Origin of the sequence: Pseudomonas sp. LS.1a, from assembly GCF_022533585.1 — a bacterium.
GTDB lineage: Bacteria > Pseudomonadota > Gammaproteobacteria > Pseudomonadales > Pseudomonadaceae > Aquipseudomonas.
In genome coordinates this window covers 5,178,216-5,198,013 of record NZ_CP092827.1, presented here as the reverse complement: position 1 = coordinate 5,198,013, position 19,798 = coordinate 5,178,216, and the positions used below count along the sequence as shown (strand labels likewise).

Genomic DNA, 19,798 nt, shown 5'->3' with positions numbered 1-19,798 from the left:
GTCGTCTACCCTGTGCTAATATCCTGCCCCTGTTCATTATTTCCATATGGGTTGCCCATGAAGTTGTCCATGCCGCGTTTCGATCAAGCCCCGGTACTGGTGGTCGGCGATGTCATGCTCGACCGCTACTGGCATGGCGGTACTTCGCGTATCTCGCCTGAAGCGCCAGTCCCGGTGGTCAAGGTCGATCAGATCGAGGATCGCCCCGGCGGCGCGGCCAACGTTGCCTTGAACATCGCCGCCCTGGGCGCACCGGCTTCGCTGATTGGCGTCACCGGCCAGGACGAGGCCGCCGACAGCCTGGCCAACAGCCTGCAGGCTGCAGGCGTGCGCTCGGTGTTCCAGCGCATCGCGCACCAGCCGACCATCGTCAAGCTGCGGGTCATGAGCCGTCACCAGCAGTTGCTGCGCATCGATTTCGAAGAACCGTTCGCCACCGACCCGCTGTCGCTGGGTGCCGAGGTCGACAGCCTGCTCGAAGGCGTCAAGGTGCTGGTCCTGTCCGACTACGGCAAGGGCGCACTGAAAAACCACCAGAGCCTGATCCAGGCGGCGCGGGCCAAGGGCATTCCGGTGCTGGCCGACCCCAAGGGCAAGGACTTTTCCATCTACCGTGGCGCCAGCCTGATCACCCCCAACCTCAGCGAGTTCGAGACCATTGTCGGCCGCTGCGCCGATGAGGCCGAGCTGGTCGCCAAGGGCCTGCAGCTGCTGCAGGACCTGGACCTGGGCGCCTTGCTGGTGACCCGTGGCGAGCATGGCATGACCTTGCTGCGCAGCGGCCAGCCGGCGCTGCACCTGCCGGCGCGGGCGCGTGAAGTGTTCGACGTGACCGGTGCCGGTGATACCGTCATCTCCACCCTCGCGGCGGCCATTGCTGCCGGTGAGGACCTGCCCCACGCAGTGGCCCTGGCCAACCTGGCGGCGGGCATCGTGGTCGGCAAGCTGGGTACGGCTGCGATCAGCGCCCCCGAGCTGCGCCGGGCGATCCAGCGTGAGGAAGGCTCCGAGCGCGGCGTGCTGGGCCTGGAGCAGCTGCTGCTGGCCATCGATGACGCGCGGGCGCACAAAGAGAAGATCGTCTTCACCAACGGCTGCTTCGACATCCTGCATGCCGGGCATGTCACCTACCTGGAGCAGGCGCGGGCCCAGGGCGATCGCCTGATCGTCGCGGTCAACGATGATGCCTCGGTCAGCCGCCTGAAAGGGCCGGGCCGGCCGATCAACAGCGTCGACCGGCGCATGGCCGTGCTGGCCGGGTTGGGGGCGGTGGACTGGGTGATCAGCTTCCCCGAGGGCACGCCGGAGAACCTGCTGAGCCAGGTCAAGCCGGATGTGCTGGTCAAGGGTGGTGACTATGGCATCGACCAGGTGGTGGGGGCCGATATCGTCAAGGCCTATGGCGGTACCGTGAAGGTGCTGGGGCTGGTCGAGAACAGCTCGACCACGGCGATCGTCGAGAAAATTCGCAAGAACTGATGCTTTGGGGGCTGCTGTGCAGCCCTTCGCGGGCATGCCCGCTCCCACAAGTACGGCGCAGGCTTGAGCATTACACCGCTTCTGTGTGGGAGCGGGCGTGCCCGCGAAGGGCCGCATAGCGGCCCCAATCATCATTTATGCAGTGAAGTACGCGCCCGCTCCAGCAGTTCCCGCGCCTTGTCGCCAAACCGCTGCAGGTGCGATGCCCGCACCGGCTTGCTCTCCACCAGCCCCTGCTGCTTCACCCAATCCCTCCAGCGCACCCGCTCGTCCGTGACCACCCAGCCCTCCTGCCGAGCAAAACTTTCGGCCAGGTACAGCCCGCGCGTGCTCGCCGGCACCAGTTCGTCTTTCTTCACGGTATACAGCTCAGCCAGTGGCTGGCCGTCCTTCAACGGCATCAGGTACAGGTCCGGCCGTTTGCGGTTGAGCCGCGCCACCAGTTGGTCGCCCTCCAGCCGCTCATCAACGTGGAACAGGCTGAGTTTCTTGGCGTCCCGGGGTACCTGCAGGCGCATGTCATAGATCAGCTGCAGCGAGGCGGTGGGCAAGTGCACATACGCCCGTGGCCGTTCCAGCAGCATCAGCTTGCCGCAGTGCACCGGGCGCGCCGCACCGGACTCTGGGGCCAGCACGAAGTGCGGCGTTTCGCGGTAGTGCAGGGCGGCAGCGTAGGGCACCGGCAGCCAGGTGTCGTTGAAGCGCCCGCCCAGCCAGCCCTCCGGGGTTTCCAGCAGGCATTCCTCGGCCACTTCCTGCACGGCGGTGTGCAACGGCAGGTTCAGCTCCTGCGCCGGTACATAGCCGGAAATCAGTTTCAGCACCACATCGCCACGGTCTTGCCGGCGCTGACGTACCAGCACCCAGTAATCGCGGTTCTGCCAATGCAGGGTCAGCCGCACCGACACGCCCAGGTTGGCCAGTTCGACCACGAAACGCTGCACGTCGGGCAGCTGGATGGCCTTGCGCCGCTGTTGGGTCTGGGCAAAGTTCAGCGGCATGCCGATGCTCTGGTAGATCAGCCCTTCGGGCGTGGCCTCGACATGCAGCGGCAGTGTCTTGAAGTTGCTCGGGTTCTTGCGGATCAGCGTTCGCGCCACGAGGCTCCTCCTTGCGTCGGGTCAGTCTCCAGGCCCTTGGGCCTGGGGCAACTCAATGCTGGCCCAGGATACGGGCGACGGTGGCCACGTTGTGGGCCAGGTGCAACGGATTGATGGTGCCGACGATAGCACTGCTGACGCCCGGGTGGGCGAACAGCAGTTCGAAGCTGGCTTGCACCGGGTCGATGCCCGGGGCCAGGCAGATATGCCCGCTGGCCAGGGCCTTCTTCACCAGGATGGCCTTGCCGTGTTCGGCAGCGTAGTCCAGCACCGGGCGTTCTGCCTGTTCGTTGAGGTTGTAGGTAACCATGGCGCAGTCACCTTGCTCCAGCGCCTTCAGGCCGCCGGCGACGGTCTTGCCGGACAGGCCGAAGCCGAGGATCTTGCCCTCCTGCTTGAGCTCGGCCAGGGTCTGGTAGACCTCCTGCTGTTCAAGGATCGCCAGGTCGTTGCCGTCGGAGTGCACCAGCACCAGCTCGATACGGTCGGTTTCCAGTCGCCGCAGGCTGCGCTCCACCGAGCGGCGGGTGTGGGCGGCGCTGAAATCGAAGTGCGACTGGCCGTTGTCGAATTCTTCGCCAACCTTGCTGACGATTACCCATTCATCGCGCTGGCCGCGCAACAGCGGGCCCAGGCGTTCTTCGCTGCGGCCATAGGCCGGGGCGGTGTCGATCAGGTTGATGCCCAGCTCGCGGGCCTGGGCCAACAGCAGGCGGGCTTCGTCATCGCCGGGGATGGTGAAGCCGGTGGGGTACTTCACGCCCTGGTCGCGGCCCAGCTTGACCGTGCCCAGGCCTAGCGGCGAAACCTTGAAGCCGGTGCTGCCCAATGGGCGATGGAAGTCGTGCAGGGTGGGCAGGCTCATGGCAGCAGTCGCTCCCAGGCCGGTACGCCCAGCGGTGGGCGTGGCAGGTCGGCCAGGTCGGCCTGCGCCTGTGGGCGGATGCCGTCGCGCTCCAGGTGGCTGATGACCCGGTCGCTGAAGTCCGGTGCCAGGGCCAGCTTGGTCGGCCAGCCGACCAGCAGGCGTTGCTGGTCGGCGAGGAAGGCGTTGTCCGGGCGTACCAGGCCTGATTGTGCAGGTTCCGCCCGGTCGACCCGCAGGGTGGCCCAGCGCACCTGGCTCTGGTCGACCCATGGCAGCAGGCTGGCGATTTCTTTCTGTGCCGCGGCGATTTGCGCAGCCGGTTCGCGGGCAACGCCATCGGCTTCGGCCAGGTCGCCGCCCAGGTACCAGACCCACTGGCCATCGGCGGCCGGGTGGGTGGTAACCGTCACCCGTGGCTTCGGCCCGCCGCCCAGGCAATGGGCGTAAAGTGGTTTCAGGTTGGCACCCTTGGCCATGACCATGTGCAGTGGGCGTGTCTGCATGGCCGGCTGGCTCAGCCCCAGGCCATGCAGCAGGTCTTCGGTGCCGGCGCCGGCGCTGAGCACGATGCGCTGGGCGCGGATGTCGCGCTCGTCCACGCGCAGGCCGATCAGGTCGTCGCCCTCGCGCAGTGGCTCGATGCGTTCACCGGCCAGCAGGCTGTCGCCTGCCAGTTCGGCCAGGTTGGCCAGCAGGCTGGGCACGTCGATGACCAGCTCGGCCAGGCGATAGACCTTGCCCTTGAAGGCGCGGTCCTGCAGCGCGGGTGGCAGTTGCTCGCCCTTCACCTGGTCGACCCTGCCGCGCACGGCCTTGCTGGCGAAGAAGCTGGTGAGGTTGCCGGCCAGGGTGCCTGGCGACCACAGGTAGTGGGCGTCGGACAGCAGGCGGGTGCTGGTCAGGTCCAGCTCGCCGCTGCCGCTCAGCGCTTCGCGCCAGCGGCGCGGCATGTCGGCGATGGCTTCCGAGGCGCCGGTGAGGGCGCCGTGCAGGGCGTACTTGGTGCCGCCATGGATGATGCCCTGGGACTTGATGGTCTGCTCGCCGCCAAGGCTGGCGCGTTCCACCAATACTGTCGAATAGCCCAGACGGCGCAGGCGGGCATTGAGCCAGAGGCCTGCGACCCCGGCGCCGACGATCAGCACGTCAGTGGAAATGGCGGATGGCATGGCGGTACCTCGAAGACTGGGACAGCTGGCAAGTATACAGGGTCGCGCCTGCGGGGGCTTTGCGATCCTTGGGGCCGCTTTGCGGCCCTTTCGCGACACAAGGCCGCTCCCACATCTGATGGCGTACGCCGTGCTTTTGTGGGAGCGGCCTTGTGTCGCGAAAGGGCCTCAAAGCGGCCCAGGCAATCTTTAGCCGATCATCAATGCCCAGCCGTCTTCGAAAACAGCTGAATCACCACCACCCCTCCCACAATCATCGCCATCCCCAGCATCGCCGGTACATCCAGCTTCTGCCCATAGATCACCAGTGCCGCCACACTGATCAGCACAATCCCCAGCCCAGACCAGACGGCATAGGCGATCCCCACCGGAATGCTGCGCACCACCAGGGTGAGCATCCAGAACGCGATGCCATAGCCAACCACCATCAGCAGCAACGGCAAGGGCGTGCTCAAGCCTTTCACCGCTTTCATGGACGCGGTGGCGATGACTTCGGCGCAGATGGCGATGGCGAGGTAGGTGTAGGCATTCATGGCGAGATCCTCCGGTAACTGGGTGGGCATTCTAGGCGTTACCTGGATGGGGTAAAGTCATTACCTATCAGTATTGGAGATAGGTCGATGGCCGAGCAGTGGAACCTTGAACAGCTACGTACCTTCCTGCGCGTTGCAGAACTGCGCTCCTTCTCTGCCGTGGCCCGCGAGCAGCGCAAGGCCCAGTCGGCGATCAGCAGCGCGATCGCCCTGCTCGAAACCGACCTGGGGGTCACCTTGTTCGAGCGCAGCAGTGGCCGGCAACCCAAACTGACCGAGAACGGCAGCGCCCTGCTGGAGGATGCCCGTGAACTGTTGCGCCAGTGTGAGCGCCTGGATGGCCGTGCGTTGGCGCTGATGCGCGGGCAGGAGGCCCTGCTGCGGGTCGCCCAGGACGAAGCCATGCCCTATCAGCCGGTCATCGACAGCCTCGACGAGCTGGCCAGCCGCTACCCGTTCCTGGAGGTGCAGCTGGCCAGCGGCGCCCAGGGCGACGTGGCGCGCAAGCTGGTTGAGCGGCGCGCCGACCTTGGCCTGTTCTTCCACCACGAGAGCATCCCGGCTTCGCTGGAGCGGCGGGCCCTGGGCAGTGTGGAAATGGTCACGGTGTGCGCGGTCGGCCACCCGCTCGCCGGCGAAGGCCGGGTCACTCGCCAGCAACTGGCGCGCCATCGACAATTGCTGATCGCCCCGCAGCAAAGCGGCTACCCCGGCGGCGAGGCGATCAGCCCGCAGGTGTGGCGCGCCGACAGCTTCTACGCCATGGCCGAACTGCTGATGCGCGGCCTGGGCTGGGCCTGGCTGCCGCGGCACGTGGTGCAGTACCCGACCTACCAGGCGCACATGGTCGAACTGGACAGCGAGTGGCGGCCACCGGCCTTGGTGGTGGAACTGGCCTGGCGCCGTGACGCGCCACTGGGCCCGGCCGCGCAGTGGCTGGCCGAGCGCTTTGCGGTGCACCTGCGCGCGATCGGGTAAACTCCGCGGCCATGAACAGAACTCTCTATACCTTGTTGTTTCACCTGGGCCTGCCGCTGGTTGCGCTGCGCCTGTACCTGCGCGCGCGCAAGGCGCCGGCCTATGGCCAACGCATCGGCGAGCGCTTTGCCTTCAAGCTGCCGGTCATGCGCCAGGGCGGCATCTGGGTGCACGCGGTATCGGTGGGCGAGAGCATTGCAGCGGCACCGATGGTGCGTGCCTTGCTCAAGGCCTACCCGGGATTGCCGATCACACTGACCTGCATGACCCCGACCGGATCCGAGCGTATTCGCGCCATGTTCGCCGACGAACCGCGCGTGCAGCATTGCTACCTGCCCTACGACCTGCCTTGGGCGGCAGGGCGTTTTCTTGATCATGTGCAGCCGAAGCTGGGCATCATCATGGAGACCGAGCTGTGGCCCAACCACATTCACCAGTGTGCGAAGCGCGGCATTCCGGTAGCGCTGGCCAACGCACGCTTGTCTGAGCGCTCGGCCCGTGGCTATGGGCGTTTTGCCAGGCTGACCCGGCCCATGCTGGCCGAGATGAGCCTGATTGCCGTGCAGACCGAAACCGAGGCCCGGCGCTTCCGTGACCTGGGCGCGCGTCCGGAGTGCGTGCAGGTCACCGGTTCGATCAAGTTCGACCTGAAGATCGATGAGCAACTGTTGCCGCGTGCCAGGGCATTGCGTGAACAGTGGGGGGCTGCACAGCGCCCGGTGTGGATCGCCGCCAGCACCCATGAAGGTGAAGACGCATTGATCCTGCAGGCACATCGGCAGTTGTTGCAGGTGCATGGCGATGCCCTGCTGATCCTGGTGCCGCGCCACCCCGAGCGCTTCGCTGCGGTGCATGCGCTGTGCAGCGAACAGTTCACCACCGTGCGCCGCTCTGCCGGCACGCCGGTCGATGCGCAGACGCCGGTACTGCTCGGCGACACCATGGGCGAGTTGCTATTCCTCTATGCCTTGGCCGACATCGCCTTCGTCGGTGGCAGCCTGGTGGCGACTGGCGGGCACAACCCGCTGGAGCCGGCGGCGCTGGCCTTGCCGGTGCTGATGGGGCCGCATGTGTTCAACTTCCTCGAAATCAGCGCGATGCTGCGCGAGGCGGGGGCGTTGCAGCAGGTGGATGATGCCGACGGGCTGGCCGAGGCGGTGCGGCGGCTGGTCGAGTTGCCGCAGGACGCGCAGCGCATGGGCGAGGCGGGCAGGGCGGTGATGCGGGCCAACCAGGGGGCCTTGCAACGGTTGCTCGATGGGCTGGGTGCGTTTATCCGCTGATTTTTGCATTGGCTTCTTCGCGGGCTCGCCCGCTCCCACAGGATTGATGCATGCTTCGAGGGCTGCGCAATCCCTGTGGGAGCGGGCGAGCCCGCGAAGAAGCCAACACCTATCTCAAGGCCTGCGCTCGAAGTTCTTGGCGGCGGCGGCAGCCAGGTCCGGCGGCAGGAAGTCCTTGTCCGGGTTGTAGTCCGGCTTCAGGTACTGCTTGAGGTCCTGCAGGTCCTGCGGGCTCAAGGTGCCGGCTGCCTGCTTCAGGCTCAGGTTGTCGAGGATGTAGTCATAGCGGCTGTTGTTGTAGTCGCGTACCGAGGTGTACAGCTGGCGCTGGGCATCGAGCACGTCGACGATATTGCGGGTACCCACCTGGTAGCCGATCTCGGTGGCTTCCAGCGCGCTCTGGTTGGAGATGATCGACTGCTTGCGCGCCTGCACCTGTTCCACGTCGGTGTTCACCGCACGGTGCAGGTTGCGGGTGTTTTCCACCACCTGGCGGCGCAGGCTTTCGCGCTGCTGCTCGCTCTGGCTCAGGCGCTGGTAGGCCTCGCGCACCTGCGAACTGGTCAGGCCGCCGCTGTAGATCGGGATGTTCAACTGCAGGCCGATGCTGGTCTGCTCGACGTCGCCACTGTAGTGCACGTTTGGCTGGGCAGCCGAGTTGGTGAAGCCAAGATTGTCGTTGTCGCCTTTCTGGTACTTGGCAACCGCATCCAGCGTCGGCGCATGGCCGGCCTTGCGCTGGCGCAGGGTTTCCTCGGCAGCGGTGACCGCGTGGTTGGTAGCCAGCAGGTTGAGGTTCTGGCGCCCGGCGGTTTCAACCCAGGCCTTGGCGTCGTTGGGCGTTGGCACCTGTACCGGTAGGGTATGCACCACGCCCTGGATCGAGGTGTACTCGCGGTTGGTCAGGGTAACCAGTGCCTCGAAGGCATCCTGTACCTGGCGCTCGGCAATGATCCGGTTGGCCCGTGCCGTGTCATAGCTAGCTTGGGATTGCAGTACGTCGGTCTTGTCGGAAAGGCCGACGTCGAACCGTTCGTTGGACTGGTCCAGCTGGCGCTTGAAGGCAGCTTCCTCAGCCTTGGTCGCGGCCAGGTTGTCCTGGGCGCGGAGCACGGCGAAGTAGTTTTGCGCGGTTTGCAGGATCAGGTTCTGCTCGGTCGCCGACAGCTCCAGTGCCGCCTGCTCGTTGACCGCCTCGGCCGCCTGCAACTGGAACCAGCGGTCAGCGCGAAAGATCGGTTGCGCCAGGGTCGCGCTCCAGGTATTGCCGCTGCGGTTGCTGGTGGCCGACGGCTCGTCGAACTTGGTGCGGGTGTTCTGCATCTCGGCACCGGCCGAAAGATTGGGCAGCAACCCGGCACGGGCCTGCGGCACCACTTCGCGGCGGGCGCCGTAATCGGCGCGGGCTGCAGCCAGGTCAGCATTATTGTCGACCGCTTCCTGGTAGACGCTGACCAGGTCGGTCTTCACTGTTTGGGGCACGTCCGCTGCCCAGACCACTCCGTTGGACGCACAAGACACGGCTATTGCCAGTGAGAGTTTGCGCAGCATAGAGGCAATCCTTGTACGAAATTGAATTACTGAACTGTTGAGTATCGAGCGACGGGCCAGTTTAGTGCCATGCGCACCCGGCAACAATCGCTCGGGGTGCCTTTCATCATCCGCGCATTTACCTGCTTGGCTTTGCCGACCACTCCAGTCTAGACTGCGCATGTTCTTGTCGGGGTGCCTTGAAGCAAAGGCTGAGATCGCAAAGTTGCGGATCCCGTTGAACCTGATCAGGTTAGCGCCTGCGTAGGGAACAAGATTGCTCGCCTTCCCGGGGAGCCTCTTGTGCCAGGTCCGGGATTGTCACAGTTGCATGCAGCTTCAGGCACCCCCATATCCGGCACTGCACCCATGAAGGGTGCGTCCGCGCCTTTCAGGTTCACCCCGACATTCCACTGCTAGGAAGCCGTCTGGAGAGCCTGTGATGACCAAACAAGAAAAAGCGATCAACCTCAGCGAATCGGCACAAGTCGATCAGCAGTCCGTGCAACCGTTCCCGCGTTCGCGCAAGGTGTATGTCGAAGGCTCGCGCCCGGACATCCGCGTGCCCATGCGTGAAATCAGCCTGGACGACACCCCGACCGATTTCGGTGGCGAGTCCAATGCCCCGGTACTGGTCTACGATACTTCCGGCCCGTACACCGACCCCAACGTGGTCATCGACGTGCGCAAGGGCCTGGCCGACGTGCGTTCGGCATGGATCGACGCACGTGGTGACACCGAGCGCCTTGCCGGCCTGAGCTCCGATTTCGGCCAGCAGCGCCTGAACGATGCGGAACTGGCCAAGCTGCGTTTCGCCCACGTGCGCAACCCGCGCCGTGCCAAGGCGGGTGCCAACGTCTCGCAGATGCACTATGCCCGCCAGGGCATCATCACTGCCGAGATGGAATACGTGGCCATCCGCGAAAACATGAAGCTGCAAGAGGCCCGCGCCGCCGGCCTGCTCGACGAGCAGCACGCCGGCCACAGCTTCGGGGCCAACATTCCGAAAGAAATCACCCCCGAGTTCGTTCGCCAGGAAATCGCCCGTGGCCGCGCGATCATCCCGGCCAACATCAACCACCCGGAACTGGAGCCGATGATCATCGGCCGCAACTTCCTGGTGAAGATCAACGGCAACATCGGCAACAGTGCCTTGGGTTCCTCGATCGAGGAAGAAGTGGCCAAACTGACCTGGGGCATCCGCTGGGGTTCGGACACGGTCATGGACCTGTCCACCGGCAAGCACATTCACGAAACCCGTGAGTGGATCATCCGCAACTCGCCGGTGCCGATTGGTACCGTGCCGATCTACCAGGCCCTGGAAAAGGTCAACGGCGTAGCCGAAGACCTGACCTGGGAGCTGTTCCGCGACACCCTGATCGAGCAGGCCGAGCAAGGCGTGGACTACTTCACCATCCACGCCGGTGTACTGCTGCGCTATGTGCCGCTGACCGCCAAGCGCGTCACCGGTATCGTCAGCCGCGGTGGCTCGATCATGGCCAAGTGGTGCCTGGCGCACCACAAGGAAAACTTCCTGTACACCCACTTCGAAGAAATCTGCGAAATCATGAAGGCCTACGACGTCAGCTTCTCGCTGGGCGACGGCCTGCGCCCCGGCTCGATTGCCGACGCCAACGATGCTGCACAGTTCGGTGAACTGGAAACCCTCGGCGAGCTGACCAAGATTGCCTGGAAGCACGACGTGCAGTGCATGATCGAAGGCCCTGGCCACGTGCCGATGCAGCTGATCAAGGAGAACATGGACAAGCAGCTGGAGTGCTGCGACGAGGCGCCGTTCTACACCCTCGGCCCGCTGACCACCGACATCGCGCCTGGCTACGACCACATCACCTCGGGCATTGGTGCGGCGATGATCGGCTGGTTCGGTTGCGCCATGCTCTGCTACGTCACGCCCAAGGAGCACCTGGGTCTGCCGAACAAGGATGACGTGAAGACCGGCATCATCACCTACAAGATCGCCGCTCATGCCGCCGACCTTGCCAAGGGCCACCCGGGCGCGCAGATTCGTGACAACGCCTTGTCCAAGGCGCGCTTCGAATTCCGTTGGGAAGACCAGTTCAACCTCGGCCTGGACCCGGACACTGCCCGTGCCTACCACGACGAGACCCTGCCGAAGGAATCGGCCAAGGTCGCGCACTTCTGCTCGATGTGCGGGCCGAAGTTCTGCTCGATGAAGATCACCCAGGAAGTACGCGAGTACGCCGCCAAGATCGAAACCGTGGATGTGACGGTCGAGCAAGGCATGCGCGAGCAGGCCGAGCGGTTCCGCCAGGAAGGCAGCCAGCTGTATCACAAAGTCTAAGACCGCTGGGGCCGCTTTGCGGCCCTTTCGCGACGCAAGGCCGCTCCCACAGGGACCGCGCAAGGCTTGAGGCCAGCGCGGTTTTTGTGGGAGCGGCCTTGCGTCGCGATACGAGGACGCAGTCCTCGCCAGGAACACCAACAACATTGCCGGCGAGCGCCAACCATGACATCACCCAGCCAATTCTCCCCCGACCACCCGGTCCCCATCGCCCAGCGCATCTTCGGCGCCCGCGACCTGTTCTCGCTATGGTTCTCCCTGGGCATCGGCCTGATGGTGCTGCAGGTCGGCGCCATGCTGGCCCCAGGCCTGGGCCTTGCCGGTGCGGTGCTGGCCATCGCCCTGGGCACCGGCGTGGGTGTGCTGTTGCTGGGGGCTGCCGGTGTCATCGGCAGCGACACCGGCCTGTCGGCCATGGGCACCCTGAAACTCAGCCTGGGCGGCCATGGCGCGCGCTTGCCGGCGCTACTCAACCTGCTGCAACTGGTGGGCTGGGGCGCGTTCGAGATCATTGTCATGCGCGATGCCGCCAGCCTGCTGGGCGCGCGGGCGTTCGGTGAAGCCAGTGCCTGGAACAGCCCGATGCTCTGGACCCTGTGCTTCGGCGCCCTGGCCACCTTGCTCGCGGTCGGTGGGCCGCTGGCGTTCGTGCGCAAGGTACTGCGCACCTGGGGCATCTGGCTGCTGCTGGGCGCGTGCCTGTGGCTGACCTGGAACCTGTTCGCCAAGGCTGACCTGGCAGCACTGTGGAACCGCGCCGGTGACGGTTCGATGTCGCTGGCCGTGGGCTTCGACATTGCCATCGCCATGCCGCTTTCCTGGTTGCCGCTGATCGCCGACTACTCGCGTTTTGCCCGCAACGGCAAACAGGTATTCGGCGGTACGGTGCTGGGCTACTTCATCGGCAACACCTGGCTGATGAGCCTGGGCGTGGGCTACACCTTGGCCTTTGCCGGCAGCGGCGAAGCCAACGCCCTGCTGCTTGCCCTGGCGGGCGCCGGCATGGGCATTCCATTGCTGCTGATTCTGCTGGACGAGTCGGAAAAGGCGTTTGCCGACATACACTCGGCGGCCGTTTCCACCGGTGTGCTGGTACGCCTGAAGGTCGAGCACCTGGCGCTGGCCATTGGTGTGTTGTGCACGCTGATCGCCCTGCTGGCGCCACTGGCACAGTACGAAAACTTCCTGCTGCTGATCGGTTCGGTGTTCGCACCGCTGTTCGGTGTGGTACTGATGGACCACTACGTGATCCGTCGCCGCCGCCTGCCGGCACAGGTGAATGGCTTGCACTGGCAGGCACTGCTGGCCTGGGTGGTGGGTGTGGCGGCGTACCATGTGATCGCCGCACAAGCGCCGGACCTGGGGGCGACCCTGCCGGCATTGCTGCTGGCAGGGCTACTGCACGGGCTGCTCAGCTTCAGCCGCGGCCGGGAAACAGTTCAGGCTTGAGCACGCCATTCAGGCGCGGGTAGGGGATCTTCAATTCCACGTGGCCCATGGAGTAGGGCGCGATGCTATAGACCTCGTACTTGACCACCACCGCGCCGTACGTCAGGGCGATGTGCGGCGACTGCTTGAACGGCCAGGTCTTGATGAACTCGGCGTCCTTGTCCATGCCCACGCTGATCAGCCAGGCGCGGTGCGATTCCTCGACGGTTTTCCAGAAGGTGTCTTCCTGGCCGGGCACCAGCATGTCCTGCAGGGTCAGCACCTTGTCCAGCTTGCGCGAATAGTTGATGAAACCACGCCCGGGCATGCCGTGGGCGCCGCCGCTGTCCAGGTAGCTGGACAGTTCGATGATCACCAGTCCGTCATGCTGCTCGCGTACCTTGGCCTGCAGGTAGCTGCTGTTGCGCTTGTCGGCGCTGGCCAGGTACTGCTGCTCGTAGGCTTGCAGGGTGGCCGGTGCGTTGCCGCGCTGGTTGTCTTCGGTCAGTTGCAGCAGGCGTTTCTCGACGATGCCATCGAGCTTGGGCAAGGCCGGGAAATGGATCATGTCGATGTTCACCAGCGGGCAGTCGCTTTCGCTGCAGCCGGGTTTGACATGCTCCCAGGCATCGCGCTTGACCTCGAGCGGCGCCCGGTAGTTGGGCGTGAACAGGCTTTGGCAGGCACCCAGGGCCAGGGCCAGCACAGCCACGGAAGTCAGTTTGACAAGTGTCATGGGGATCCTTGCAGAACAGGGAAAAGTCGGCCTTTGACCGTCTGCGCGGCCTTCAGTTCGCCACTAAGCTAACAGAGAGAAGGCGCGCTGTCCCGAGTGCGCGAACGGTTGCCGGAAAGGGATGAAACCGGCAGGCGTGCAGAGTAGGATGGCGCGATGCGGTATTCGAGGTAATGAGGATTTCCATGTCAGACGCGTTGAACTCAGTGCCCAAGGGCTTCGAAATCATCGAGCGGGCCAATTGCTTCCAGGGCTTTTACAAGCTCGACAAGCTACGCCTGCGCCACGAGTTGTTTGCCGGTGGCATGGGCCGCGAGATCAGCCGCGAACTGTTTGTGCGCCATGATGCGGTGTGCGTGCTGCCCTACGACCCGCAACGCGACGAGGTGGTGCTGATCGAGCAGTTCCGTGTGGGGGCGCTGGACAAGGTGGGCAACCCCTGGCTGATCGAGATGGTGGCCGGGCTGATCGACAAGGACGAGCAACCCGAGGAAGTCGCCCACCGCGAAGCCGAAGAAGAAGCCGGCCTGACCTTCAGCGCCCTGTGGCCGATGACCCGTTACTTCCCGTCGCCCGGCGGCAGTGACGAATACGTTCACCTGTTCCTCGGCCGTTGCAGCAGCGAAGGGGCAGGCGGCCTGCACGGCCTGGAAGAAGAGGGCGAGGACATTCGCGTGCGCGTGTGGTCGTTCGAGGATGCCTTGCAGGCAGTGCGCGACGGGCGCATCTGCAACGCGGCGACCATCATCGGCCTGCAGTGGCTGGCGCTGAACCGTGACGAAGTACGAGGTATGTGGAAGTGAACCTGCTGCGCGAGCGTTATCGGGTCGACCTGGTCGGGCTGCAGGCAGCCTGCGAGGCCAACTACGCCCGGCTGATGCGCCTGTTGCCCGACATGCGTACCACCCAGAGCTCGCGCCGCATCGGCATGACCCAGGGCGACCAGATGCTTGGCGTGCTGGTGCTCGACGTGGTGCTGGCCTGCCCGTACACCACCACCCTGCACGTGCGCCAGGAGCACAGCCTGCCGTGGTTGCCGGTGCCGCACCTGGAAGTGCAGGTGTACCACGATGCGCGCATGGCCGAAGTGGTCAGTGCCGAACATACCCGGCGCCTGCGCAGCATCTACCCCTATCCCAACGAGGCCATGCACCAGCCGGACGAAAAGGCCCAGCTCAACCTGTTCCTCGGTGAATGGCTGAGCCACTGCCTGGCCTGTGGCCACGAGCTGGCAAGCGTTCGCTGAATTGTGACGTGGTTTGGGTGCGGGTGTTTGCTCGCAACCGTTGTACAGCCATAATTCGCGCTGAATCCGTTCGAGGAGACGGCCGTTGCCGCAGCCAGACCAAACGCGCCCCGTGCATGTGGTGCAACTGACCGATGCCCATCTGTTCGCCGACCCGGCCGGCAGCATGCTGGGTCTCAATACCCGTGACAGCCTGCGCCATGTGGTTGCCCAGGTGCGGCGGGAGCAACCGCTTGTCGACCTGCTGCTGTGCACCGGCGACCTTTCGCAGGACGCCAGCGTGGCGTCCTATGAGGCGTTCCGCGAGCTGACCGCACCGTTTGCCGTGCCTGCTCGCTGGTTGCCGGGCAACCATGACGAGGCGCGGGTCATGGCGCAGGTGGCGCCGGAACTGCTGCAGGCGGTAACCGATGTTGGTGCTTGGCGCATCGTCATGCTCAACACCGCAGTGTACGGCGCCACTCACGGTTTTTTGGAGAATGACCAGCTGGCATTGCTGGAGGCCGCCTTGAAAGGGGCGGGCGAGCTGCATTGCCTGGTGTGTTTCCACCATCAGCCGGTGGACATCGGCTGTGCCTGGATTGCGCCGATCGGCTTGCGCAATGCCCAGGCGCTGTTCGATATCGTCGAGGGTTATCCACAGGTGCGAGCCTTGCTCTGGGGGCATGTGCACCAGGAATGGGATGAAGTGCGCGGCGGCCTGCGCCTGCTGGCTACGCCGTCGACCTGTATCCAGTTCGCGGCGCGTAGCGAGGATTTCCAGGTGAGCGAGGAGCAGCCGGGCTACCGCTGGTTGCGCCTGCATGCCGACGGGCGGTTGGAGACCGGGGTGAAGCGGGCGCTGGACTTCGAAGTGAAGCTCGACTTCGATAGCCCGGGGTATTGAGGATTTTGGGGCTGCTGCGCAGCCCTATCGCGACACAAGGCCGCTTCCCACAGGAGATCGCGTACCCCTGTTGAAGAATTTGTTGCTAAAACCCCTGTGCGGCGCCAAAAGCCGGCGAACGCGCTACACTGCGCGTCCCTGCGCCCGCATTATCAGGCGCGAAGCCACAGATTCCGGGGGCAGCATGTCGGGTTCCATCCTCTATATCCATGGCTTCAACAGCTCGCCGCTTTCCACCAAGGCGCGCCAACTCGAGGCCGTGATGCAGCAACTGGGCCTGTCGGCCCAATTGCGGGTGCCCGCCTTGCACCACCACCCACGGCAGGCCATCGCCCAGCTCGAAGCGGCCATCGCCGAGCTGGGTGCGCCATTACTGGTAGGCAGTTCGCTTGGCGGCTACTATGCCACCCATCTGGCCGAGCGCTATGGCCTCAAGGCCCTGCTGGTAAACCCGGCGGTAACGCCGCACAAGCATTTCGACGGCTACCTGGGCACCCAGCACAATCACTACACCGGTGAAGCCTGGGAGCTGACCCACGATCACGTGCAGGCCCTGGCCGAGCTGGAAGTACCAGCCCCGGGGGATGCCAGCCGCTATCAAGTGTGGCTGCAGACCGCCGATGAAACCCTGGACTATCGCCACGCCGAGCGCTATTACCGTTCTTGTGCCCTGCGCATCCAGGCCGGTGGCGACCACAGCTTCCAGGGCTTCGCCGAGCGCCTGCCGGCACTGCTGGCCTTCGCCGGCATTGCCCGTGGGCAGTATGCAGCGCTCGATTTTTCTGTATTTTGACCTATTGCATTCACCAGACTGACGACGAGACCCTATGGCCACTCCCAGCGCTAGCGCCTATAACGCAGACGCCATCGAAGTCCTCTCGGGCCTTGACCCGGTCCGCAAGCGGCCGGGCATGTACACCGATACCAGCCGCCCCAACCACCTGGCCCAGGAAGTCATCGACAACAGCGTCGACGAAGCCCTGGCCGGTCACGCCCGTTCGGTGCAGGTCATCCTCCATGCCGACCACTCGCTGGAAGTCAGCGACGATGGTCGTGGCATGCCGGTGGACATCCACCCGGAAGAGGGCGTGTCCGGGGTCGAGCTGATCCTTACCAAACTGCACGCCGGCGGCAAGTTCTCCAACAAGAACTACCAGTTCTCCGGCGGCCTGCACGGCGTCGGCATCTCGGTGGTCAACGCCCTGTCGACCCAGGTGCGCGTGCGCGTCAAACGTGACGGCAACGAATACCAGATGACCTTCGCCGATGGTTTCAAGGCCAGCGAGCTGGAAGTGGTCGGCTCGGTCGGCAAGCGCAACACCGGCACCAGCGTGTACTTCAGCCCCGACCCCAAGTATTTCGATTCGCCGAAGTTCTCCATCAGCCGCCTCAAGCACGTGCTCAAGGCCAAGGCCGTGCTGTGCCCGGGCCTGCTGGTCAGTTTCGAGGACAAGGCCAGCGGCGAGAAGGTCGAATGGCACTACGAGGATGGCCTGCGCTCCTACCTGGTCGATTCGGTCAACGAGTTCCAGCGCCTGCCTGACGAGCCGTTCTGCGGCAGCCTGGCCGGTAACAAGGAGGCGGTGGACTGGGCCTTGCTGTGGCTGCCCGAAGGTGGCGACAGCATCCAGGAAAGCTACGTCAACCTGATCCCTACCGCCCAGGGCGGCACCCACGTCAACGGCCTGCGCCAGGGCCTGCTGGATGCCATGCGTGAATTCTGCGAATTCCGCAACCTGCTGCCACGCGGCGTGAAGCTGGCGCCGGAAGACGTCTGGGAACGCATCACCTTCGTGCTGTCGATGAAGATGCAGGACCCGCAGTTCTCCGGGCAGACCAAGGAGCGCCTGTCGTCGCGCGAGGCGGCTGCCTTCGTTTCCGGCGTGGTCAAGGACGCCTTCAGCCTGTGGCTCAACGCCCACCCCGAGCTGGGCATGCAGTTGGCGGAGCTGGCCATCAGCAACGCCGGGCGCCGCCTCAAGGCCAGCAAGAAGGTCGAGCGCAAGCGCATCACCCAGGGCCCGGCACTGCCCGGCAAACTGGCCGATTGCGCCGGCCAGGACCCGATGCGTGCCGAGCTGTTCCTGGTCGAGGGTGACTCGGCCGGTGGCTCGGCCAAGCAGGCACGCGACAAGGAGTTCCAGGCGATCCTGCCGCTGCGCGGCAAGATCCTCAACACCTGGGAAGTGGACGGTGGCGAAGTCCTGGCGAGCCAGGAAGTGCACAACATCGCCGTGGCCATTGGCGTCGACCCGGGGGCCACCGACCTTGCGCAGCTGCGCTACGGCAAGATCTGCATCCTTGCCGATGCCGACTCCGACGGCCTGCACATTGCCACGCTGCTGTGCGCGCTGTTCGTCCAGCACTTCCGCGCGCTGGTCGAGGCCGGGCATGTGTACGTGGCCATGCCGCCGCTGTACCGCATCGACCTGGGCAAGGAAATCTACTACGCCCTCGACGAGGCTGAACGCGACGGTATCCTCGACCGCCTGGTGGCCGAGAAGAAGCGCGGCAAGCCACAGGTCACCCGCTTCAAGGGCCTGGGCGAGATGAACCCGCCACAGCTGCGCGAAACCACCATGGACCCGAACACCCGGCGCCTGGTGCAGCTGACCCTGGACGACGTGCAGGCCACCTGCGAGCTGATGGACAAGCTGCTGGCCAAGAAACGCGCGGGCGACCGCAAGAGCTGGCTGGAAACCAAGGGCAACCTGGCCGAGGTCATGGTTTGATTCGGCAGCTTCTGGCTGCCTGCCTGGCGCTGGTTGCCCTGCCGAGCCTGGCGGGCAACTGGCCAGAGCTGAAGCTGAGCGCCGAGCACCCGATCGACGGCATGCGCGGAGGCAACCTGTCTGGCCTGGTGGAATGCCGGGGCGGGCTGTGGGGCGTGTCCGACCGCGACGACGACCGTATTTACCGTTTCGACCGGCAAAACCCGACCTGGCGCGCGCAACCGCTCACCTTCACCCCGCCAGCGGTACCGGAAAGTGGCCTGCCGTGGGGCCTGAAGTCGCGCAACTGGGCGGCGTCGTATATCCGTGGTGGCGAGCTGGATTTCGAAGGCATCAGCTGTGACCAGGCGGGTAACCTGTACCTGGTCAGCGAGGCTCATGCCGCGGTGCTGCAACTGCCGCTGGAAGGCGAGGCGGACTGGTTGAAGATTGACCCTGCCATGGTTCGTCAGGCCCGGGCCAGCGGCATGCTGCTGAACTTCAACGCCTTGTTCGAAGGCCTGGCGATCAACCCGGCGGGCGACCGCCTGTGGCTGGCCGCCGAGCGCGAACGCCGTGGCCTGGTGGCCATCGAACGCCAGCAATCGGTGTGGACCTGCGGACGCAGCTGTGTGCTGCTGAGCGAGGCTGGCGTCGAAATGCAGCCGGCGCAAATGCCCAATGCCCAGGCACTGTCGCGCGACTTCGCCGACCTGGCCTGGTTCGAGGGCAAGTTGTTCACCCTGGAACGCAACGCCTACCGGGTCTGCCGGCGGGATACCGACAGCGGCAAGGTCGAGCGCTGCTGGTCGTTCGCTGCCGATGCCCTGGTCGAGTCGCGCCGCTATCAACAGCCGTTTGGCCTGGCCGAGGCCCTGGTGATCGACGCCAAGGGCGCCTGGATCGGTGTGGACAACAACAACGGCGCCCGCGCCGATGGCGAGACACGCCCGATCGTCTGGCGCTTCGACGCGCCGGAAGGCGGATGGAGCGCCAAGCCATGAGCCAGGCACCGGGCAAGCGGGCTGGCAAGGTATTGATGATCGTCGCCTGGGCGGCGGCGCTGTTTCTTGCCACGCGCTTCTTCGGCCAATGGGAAGACAGCCAGCGCAACCCCAATGCCCAGGTGCAGTCGTCGCATGGTGAAGGCTTTATCGAGGTGCGCCTGCTGGGCAACGGCCAGGGCCACTTCGTGGTGGATGGCGCGATCAACGGCCAGATGGTGCATTTCATGCTCGACACCGGGGCTACCGACGTGGCCATCCCCGAGGCGTTGGGCCGCGAGCTGGGACTGGAGCGCGGCAGCCCGGTGCAGCTCAGTACCGCCAACGGCCGTACCGAAGGCTACCGCACGCGCCTGGCCAGCCTGCAGCTGGGGGATATCCGCCTGCAGGACGTGCGCGCCATCGTGGTGCCGGGCCTGGACGGGCAGACTGTATTGCTGGGCATGAGTGCCCTGAAACAACTTGAATTTACCCAGCGCGGCGGCACCATGCTGCTGCGCCAGAACCTGAAATGACGAGGCCCG

Annotated in this window: 18 protein-coding genes and 1 riboswitch; of the genes, 12 read left to right on the top strand and 6 right to left on the bottom strand. The window is 65.0% G+C overall.

The window, feature by feature from the left end:
• Nucleotides 1-57 precede the first annotated feature (57 nt).
• Complete coding sequence (gene hldE / locus MKK04_RS23995) at nt 58-1,479, top strand: bifunctional D-glycero-beta-D-manno-heptose-7-phosphate kinase/D-glycero-beta-D-manno-heptose 1-phosphate adenylyltransferase HldE (RefSeq protein WP_013974472.1); 1,422 nt, start codon at nt 58-60, stop codon at nt 1,477-1,479.
• Between the two features lie 131 nt (nt 1,480-1,610).
• On the opposite strand, the gene MKK04_RS23990 is transcribed toward hldE, so the two are convergent.
• The 4 genes from MKK04_RS23990 to MKK04_RS23975 all read right to left on the bottom strand — a co-directional run bounded on the left by MKK04_RS23990 (nt 1,611) and on the right by MKK04_RS23975 (nt 5,149).
• Nucleotides 1,611-2,579, bottom strand: a complete 969-nt coding sequence (locus MKK04_RS23990; protein ID WP_207828634.1) for a metal ABC transporter ATPase — start codon at nt 2,577-2,579, stop codon at nt 1,611-1,613.
• 52 nt (nt 2,580-2,631) lie between these two features.
• Nucleotides 2,632-3,444, bottom strand: coding sequence for an aldo/keto reductase (locus MKK04_RS23985; protein ID WP_025340852.1), 813 nt, complete (start codon nt 3,442-3,444; stop codon nt 2,632-2,634).
• Complete coding sequence (locus MKK04_RS23980) at nt 3,441-4,616, bottom strand: NAD(P)/FAD-dependent oxidoreductase (RefSeq protein ID WP_207828636.1); 1,176 nt, start codon at nt 4,614-4,616, stop codon at nt 3,441-3,443. Before MKK04_RS23980 ends, MKK04_RS23985 begins: the two co-directional genes overlap by 4 nt.
• 200 nt (nt 4,617-4,816) lie before the next feature.
• Nucleotides 4,817-5,149, bottom strand: coding sequence for a DMT family transporter (locus MKK04_RS23975; protein ID WP_063911950.1), 333 nt, complete (start codon nt 5,147-5,149; stop codon nt 4,817-4,819).
• Nucleotides 5,150-5,236: 87 nt separating this feature from the next.
• Between MKK04_RS23975 and MKK04_RS23970 the strand changes: the two genes are divergently transcribed.
• Nucleotides 5,237-6,127 carry a LysR family transcriptional regulator gene (locus MKK04_RS23970; protein WP_207828638.1) on the top strand — a complete coding sequence of 297 codons (891 nt, stop codon included), beginning with the start codon at nt 5,237-5,239 and terminating at the stop codon, nt 6,125-6,127.
• Nucleotides 6,128-6,138: 11 nt separating this feature from the next.
• Nucleotides 6,139-7,410, top strand: a complete 1,272-nt coding sequence (gene waaA / locus MKK04_RS23965) for a lipid IV(A) 3-deoxy-D-manno-octulosonic acid transferase (RefSeq protein WP_207828640.1) — start codon at nt 6,139-6,141, stop codon at nt 7,408-7,410.
• 114 nt (nt 7,411-7,524) lie between these two features.
• Here the strand turns inward: waaA and MKK04_RS23960 are convergent, their stop codons facing one another.
• A complete protein-coding gene (locus MKK04_RS23960) occupies nt 7,525-8,961 on the bottom strand; it encodes a TolC family outer membrane protein (protein ID WP_207828643.1) in 1,437 nt (478 codons plus the stop codon).
• 160 nt (nt 8,962-9,121) lie between these two features.
• Nucleotides 9,122-9,228, top strand: a riboswitch (TPP riboswitch).
• Nucleotides 9,229-9,382: 154 nt separating this feature from the next.
• Between MKK04_RS23960 and thiC the strand changes: the two genes are divergently transcribed.
• Together thiC and cytX are read left to right on the top strand one after the other, a co-directional pair.
• On the top strand, nt 9,383-11,263 hold the full coding sequence (thiC, locus tag MKK04_RS23955) for a phosphomethylpyrimidine synthase ThiC (RefSeq protein ID WP_087499604.1): 1,881 nt from the start codon (nt 9,383-9,385) through the stop codon (nt 11,261-11,263).
• A 165-nt stretch (nt 11,264-11,428) separates the two neighbouring features.
• Nucleotides 11,429-12,712 (top strand): putative hydroxymethylpyrimidine transporter CytX, encoded by a 1,284-nt coding sequence (gene cytX / locus MKK04_RS23950; protein WP_207828645.1) that lies wholly within the window; start codon nt 11,429-11,431, stop codon nt 12,710-12,712.
• Here cytX and MKK04_RS23945 read toward each other — a convergent pair.
• Nucleotides 12,681-13,427, bottom strand: coding sequence for an RsiV family protein (locus tag MKK04_RS23945; RefSeq protein ID WP_046613356.1), 747 nt, complete (start codon nt 13,425-13,427; stop codon nt 12,681-12,683). The two genes, cytX and MKK04_RS23945, sit on opposite strands and share 32 nt — an antisense overlap.
• Before the next feature lie 185 nt (nt 13,428-13,612).
• Between MKK04_RS23945 and MKK04_RS23940 the strand changes: the two genes are divergently transcribed.
• From MKK04_RS23940 to MKK04_RS23910, 7 genes are all read left to right on the top strand, one after another.
• Entirely contained in the window at nt 13,613-14,230 is a 618-nt protein-coding gene (locus MKK04_RS23940) for an NUDIX domain-containing protein (RefSeq protein ID WP_063911945.1), read from the top strand.
• Complete coding sequence (locus MKK04_RS23935) at nt 14,221-14,673, top strand: DUF1249 domain-containing protein (RefSeq protein ID WP_016501905.1); 453 nt, start codon at nt 14,221-14,223, stop codon at nt 14,671-14,673. The genes MKK04_RS23940 and MKK04_RS23935 overlap by 10 nt, the downstream gene beginning before the upstream one ends.
• 85 nt (nt 14,674-14,758) lie before the next feature.
• Nucleotides 14,759-15,559 carry a 3',5'-cyclic-AMP phosphodiesterase gene (gene cpdA / locus MKK04_RS23930; RefSeq protein WP_241106036.1) on the top strand — a complete coding sequence of 267 codons (801 nt, stop codon included), beginning with the start codon at nt 14,759-14,761 and terminating at the stop codon, nt 15,557-15,559.
• A 184-nt stretch (nt 15,560-15,743) separates the two neighbouring features.
• Complete coding sequence (locus tag MKK04_RS23925) at nt 15,744-16,352, top strand: YqiA/YcfP family alpha/beta fold hydrolase (protein ID WP_241106035.1); 609 nt, start codon at nt 15,744-15,746, stop codon at nt 16,350-16,352.
• Between the two features lie 34 nt (nt 16,353-16,386).
• Nucleotides 16,387-18,291 (top strand): DNA topoisomerase IV subunit B, encoded by a 1,905-nt coding sequence (parE, locus tag MKK04_RS23920; protein ID WP_015272020.1) that lies wholly within the window; start codon nt 16,387-16,389, stop codon nt 18,289-18,291.
• The gene (locus MKK04_RS23915; protein WP_207828656.1) at nt 18,288-19,274 is read left to right on the top strand and encodes an esterase-like activity of phytase family protein; all 987 of its coding nucleotides are present in this window, start codon (nt 18,288-18,290) and stop codon (nt 19,272-19,274) included. Before parE ends, MKK04_RS23915 begins: the two co-directional genes overlap by 4 nt.
• A complete protein-coding gene (locus MKK04_RS23910) occupies nt 19,271-19,789 on the top strand; it encodes a retropepsin-like aspartic protease family protein (protein ID WP_207828658.1) in 519 nt (172 codons plus the stop codon). Before MKK04_RS23915 ends, MKK04_RS23910 begins: the two co-directional genes overlap by 4 nt.
• The last annotated feature ends 9 nt before the right edge of the window (nt 19,790-19,798 follow it).

Excerpts from the sequence above, each read along its gene's own strand:
- MKK04_RS23985 (WP_025340852.1), bottom strand. The coding sequence starts at position 3,444 with ATGAGCCTGCCCACCCTGCACGACTTCCATCGCCCATTGGGCAGCACC.
- MKK04_RS23925 (WP_241106035.1), top strand. The coding sequence starts at position 15,744 with ATGTCGGGTTCCATCCTCTATATCCATGGCTTCAACAGCTCGCCGCTT.
- MKK04_RS23940 (WP_063911945.1), top strand. The coding sequence starts at position 13,613 with ATGTCAGACGCGTTGAACTCAGTGCCCAAGGGCTTCGAAATCATCGAG.
- cytX (WP_207828645.1), top strand. The coding sequence starts at position 11,429 with ATGACATCACCCAGCCAATTCTCCCCCGACCACCCGGTCCCCATCGCC.
- hldE (WP_013974472.1), top strand. The coding sequence starts at position 58 with ATGAAGTTGTCCATGCCGCGTTTCGATCAAGCCCCGGTACTGGTGGTC.
- MKK04_RS23975 (WP_063911950.1), bottom strand. The coding sequence starts at position 5,149 with ATGAATGCCTACACCTACCTCGCCATCGCCATCTGCGCCGAAGTCATC.
- MKK04_RS23910 (WP_207828658.1), top strand. The coding sequence starts at position 19,271 with ATGAGCCAGGCACCGGGCAAGCGGGCTGGCAAGGTATTGATGATCGTC.
- MKK04_RS23970 (WP_207828638.1), top strand. The coding sequence starts at position 5,237 with ATGGCCGAGCAGTGGAACCTTGAACAGCTACGTACCTTCCTGCGCGTT.
- waaA (WP_207828640.1), top strand. The coding sequence starts at position 6,139 with ATGAACAGAACTCTCTATACCTTGTTGTTTCACCTGGGCCTGCCGCTG.
- parE (WP_015272020.1), top strand. The coding sequence starts at position 16,387 with ATGGCCACTCCCAGCGCTAGCGCCTATAACGCAGACGCCATCGAAGTC.
- MKK04_RS23945 (WP_046613356.1), bottom strand. The coding sequence starts at position 13,427 with ATGACACTTGTCAAACTGACTTCCGTGGCTGTGCTGGCCCTGGCCCTG.
- MKK04_RS23960 (WP_207828643.1), bottom strand. The coding sequence starts at position 8,961 with ATGCTGCGCAAACTCTCACTGGCAATAGCCGTGTCTTGTGCGTCCAAC.
- thiC (WP_087499604.1), top strand. The coding sequence starts at position 9,383 with ATGACCAAACAAGAAAAAGCGATCAACCTCAGCGAATCGGCACAAGTC.
- MKK04_RS23980 (WP_207828636.1), bottom strand. The coding sequence starts at position 4,616 with ATGCCATCCGCCATTTCCACTGACGTGCTGATCGTCGGCGCCGGGGTC.